We start from the raw sequence: 2,644 nt of genomic DNA, 5'->3' as shown, positions 1-2,644 counted from the left end.
GCGAGAAGGCGCACGCCGGCGCGGGCAAGCCCGCACGCGACGGCGATTCCGACCTCGATCGCGCGCACGGCCCCATCGCGAGACATAGCGGGGCCGTGCGCGATGTTGCCGCTCCCCCGCCGCACGTTCGCGCGCACCATGCGCGCGTCTTCTATGCCCCGGGCCATGCCCACGTCGACGGGCACGACCTCGGCACCCGCGAACGCCGCCATGCGGCAGGCGCTCGTGGCCCCCTCGCACATGTTGCGCGCGACGGCTCGCGTCACGTCTTGCCCGCTTTGCGACACGCCTTCGGCAACGACCCCGTTGTCGGAGAAGAATACCGCGAGCGCACGGGGAAACTCGGCCACCTCGGCGCTCCCCTGAGCTGCGGCGATACACGCGACGGCGTCTTCAAAGTCGCCCAATCCCCCCAAGGGGTGCGCGATGGAGTCCCACGCGGCGTACGCGGCGGCGCGGGCGCACTCGTCTGCGGGCGCGATCCGGGAGAGCGCGGCTTCGAGCACGGCGCCAGGCGCCGATGAGAACGCACGCTCGACTTCCTCGCGGATGCAGGCAAGCGCGGTTTCGGTTGCTTCAGCCATGCCGTCTCCTCTCTGCGAACGACGCTGCGGCAGACGCGAACGCGCGCGCAACGTCGGGGTTCGCAGGATAGTACACATGCGGGAAGCCCGCCACCAGGGACGGAGTGGTCGTCATGCACGGCCAGCCCTTGTCGCGCCGGGGCTTCTGCGCCCAGAAGTCGCCGCCCGGGCAGGTGGACTGCCAGTAGTGGAACTCGTGCGCGCGGATGCGTGTGCCGCGCGGCCCGTAGAGCCCGTCGCGTTGGGAAGTGAGCTCCACGTACCCGAAATGGGACAGCCTTCCCCCGTTCTCGCTTGCGCCCTCAAGGGCGCCCGCAACAGGCCAGCGCCGCCCCTCGCTATCGGCGATTTCGCGCTGCAGGTACAGAAACCCACCGCATTCGGCGACCGTCGGCATGCCGGATTCCACCACGCGCCGCACCGCCTCGCGCATCGGCGCGTTCTCGGAGAGCTGCCGCGCATGGAGCTCCGGGTAGCCGCCCCCCAGATAGAGGGCGCTTGTCCCCCGGGGCAACCCGCTATCACACAGGGGACTGAAAAAGGCCAGCTCGCAACCCAGGTCCTCGAGCGCGCGCAGGTTCTCCTCGTAGTAGAACGAGAACGCCTCGTCACGCGCGACGGCGACGATGGGCCGCGCTCCCGCGATCGGCTCCAACCGGTAAGGTTCCTCGCGGATATCGGGTGCCGTCGCCGCTATTTCGAGCAAGCGGTCGACGTCGACGCTCTTTTCCACCAGCTCGGCCATCTTGTCGATGCGCGCGGAGAGCTGCTCGACCTCGTCGGCGGTCACAAGCCCCAGATGCCGGCTTTCGAGCGAAAACGCCTCGTCGGCGGGGATATTCCCCAAAACCGCGACGCCCGTGTGCTTCTCGATCGCAGGCGCCGCGTAGGCGCAGGCAGCGGCGCTCGTCTTGTTCAGCACGACGCCGCGCACGTTCGCACAAGGCAGGAACTCGGCGATACCGCGGATTACGGCGGCGAGCGATAAAGACGCCCCGCGCCCGTTCACCACTAAAACGACCGGCGTTTCCGTGTCGCGCGCAACCTGGTAGCTGCTCGCGTCGGCCACGCCGGGCGCCATGCCGTCGTAGAAGCCCATGACCCCCTCGAGCACCGCGACATCCGCGCCCGCGGCGCCGCGTGCGAGCAGGGCGCGCAGCGTCGGGGCGTCGGTGAAGAAGCCGTCTAAGTTGCCCGAGCGCGCGCCCACGACGCGGCGATGAAAGAGCGGGTCAATGTAGTCGGGGCCGCATTTGAAGGCCGCGCATGCAAGGCCGCGGCGCGCGAGCGCGCGCAGGAGCGCGCACGTTACGACCGTCTTGCCGCTCCCGCTCGAGGGCGCAGCGACCATGAAGTGCGGGATGGACGTGCTCACCGGGCGCCGCCTTCCCCATCTGCGGCGTTGCAGTTAGCAAGCGAGACCACCTCAACGGATGGGTTCCCCTCGGCAGAGGGGTCCTCCCCGACAGGCGACTCAGCAAGCGCCCCGACTTCGGCAAGCTCCTCGGCATCCGCGCCCGCACCACGCGCGCTGACGAGGAACACGGGGTTTTGCGCCTTCATAAGATGGTGCGAGCCTACAGCCTCGGCGCGGGCGGCAGACACCTGGCACGCCTCGAACCCCTTAAAGCGCGAACCCGAGAGGAGCGCGCACGCCTCGGTGAGCGTCTCAACGGTGACGCATGGCACGCACAGGCGAACCTGCGAGTTCTTCTCGAGCGCCGCCTCCACGATGGAGGGAAGCTCGCCCGCGCTCCCGCCGACGAACACGGCGTCGGGGACGGGCAGTTTCGCGAGCGCTTCGGGGGCGACACCGGGGACCGCATGCACGTTGCCGCACCCGAATGCATCCGCGTTCTCTCGGATGAGCCGCACGCCGGCCGCGTTGCGCTCGACCGCCCATACCGACCCCGCTCGCGCGACGAGCGCCGCCTCGATCGACACGCTCCCCGTGCCGGCGCCGACGTCCCACACGGTGTCGGTCGCGGCAAGGCGCAGCTTCGCGAGCGCGACGGCGCGCACCTCCTGCTTGGTCATGGGAACGTCGCCGCGGATGAAGA

3 protein-coding genes are annotated in these 2,644 nt (G+C 69.7%); all 3 read right to left on the bottom strand.

The annotated features are described in order from the left end of the window. Positions 1–584 (bottom strand): nicotinate-nucleotide--dimethylbenzimidazole phosphoribosyltransferase (locus GPA_RS00765; protein ID WP_167536700.1); only part of this gene is annotated, 584 nt, incomplete at its 3' end. Beyond that, positions 577–1,959: a cobyrinate a,c-diamide synthase gene (locus GPA_RS00760; protein WP_197533048.1), complete on the bottom strand. Its 1,383-nt coding sequence runs from the start codon at positions 1,957–1,959 to the stop codon at positions 577–579. The genes GPA_RS00765 and GPA_RS00760, both read right to left, overlap by 8 nt. Then, positions 1,956–2,644: precorrin-6Y C5,15-methyltransferase (decarboxylating) subunit CbiT (gene cbiT / locus GPA_RS18600; protein ID WP_083808800.1), on the bottom strand; the 689-nt coding region annotated here is incomplete at its 5' end. The genes cbiT and GPA_RS00760, both read right to left, overlap by 4 nt.

This window comes from Gordonibacter pamelaeae 7-10-1-b (assembly GCF_000210055.1).
GTDB lineage: Bacteria > Actinomycetota > Coriobacteriia > Coriobacteriales > Eggerthellaceae > Gordonibacter > Gordonibacter pamelaeae.
The sequence above is the reverse complement of the archived record's forward strand: the minus strand, read 5'-3'. Positions and strand labels throughout refer to the sequence as shown.